At 65.7% G+C, this 871-nt stretch carries 1 protein-coding gene; it reads left to right on the forward strand.

From position 1 onward, the window contains the following. A partial coding sequence (locus tag EN879_RS37505) for a VCBS domain-containing protein (RefSeq protein WP_206521110.1) occupies window positions 1–871 on the forward strand: 871 nt, incomplete at both ends.

Here is an 871-nt window from a genome sequence, read left to right on the forward strand (position 1 = left end):
ACCACGGCACGCTGCTGATCACCGGCTACAACCCGGCAACCGGCGTTGCTGCCTATCAGTACACGCTGACCAGCCCGACCACGGACGTTCCGGCAGTCACCGAGACCGACAGCTTCTCGCTCACCGTCTCTGACGGCACCTCGTCGTCGGCTCCGGCAGCCATCGTCATCGACATCGTCGACGACGTGCCCAATGCGGTCAACGACACCAACAGCATCAGCGAGGACGCGCTTTCGCCGGTCAACGGCAATGTGCTGACCAACGACCTGCATGCCAACAACCGGCCGGGCGCCGACACGCCGACGAGCTTCGTCAGCTGGGATGGCTCGACGACGGGCGCGCACGGCACCTTCGTGGCCAATCCCGACGGCACCTACACCTATACGCTCAACAACGCCGATCCGGCGGTGCAGGCGCTGGACGCCGGCCAGACGCTGACCGAGACCTTCAACTACACGATGAAGGATGCCGACGGCGACACCGATACGGCAACGCTGACCATCACCATCAACGGCACCAACGACGTGCCGCAGATCGTCGTCGACCAGGGCAACCCGGCCGGCGCGCATGACCAGGTCTATGAAGCAGGTCTGGCGGCGGGTTCGGCGGCCGGCGACGGCAGCACGGTTGCGACAGGCACCTTCACGGTGTCGGACGCCGACGGGCTCGACGACGTGCAGAGCGTCACCATCGGCGGCGTCACGGTTGCCATTGGCAGCCTTAACGGTTCGGTCTTCCAGGGCGACCACGGCACGCTGCTGATCACCGGCTACAACCCGGCAACCGGCGTTGCTGCCTATCAGTACACGCTGACCAGCCCGACCACGGACGTTCCGGCAGTCACCGAGACCGACAGCTTCTCGCTCACCGT

Origin of the sequence: Mesorhizobium sp. M7A.F.Ca.AU.002.02.1.1, assembly GCF_003998535.1 — a bacterium.
GTDB lineage: Bacteria > Pseudomonadota > Alphaproteobacteria > Rhizobiales > Rhizobiaceae > Mesorhizobium > Mesorhizobium ciceri.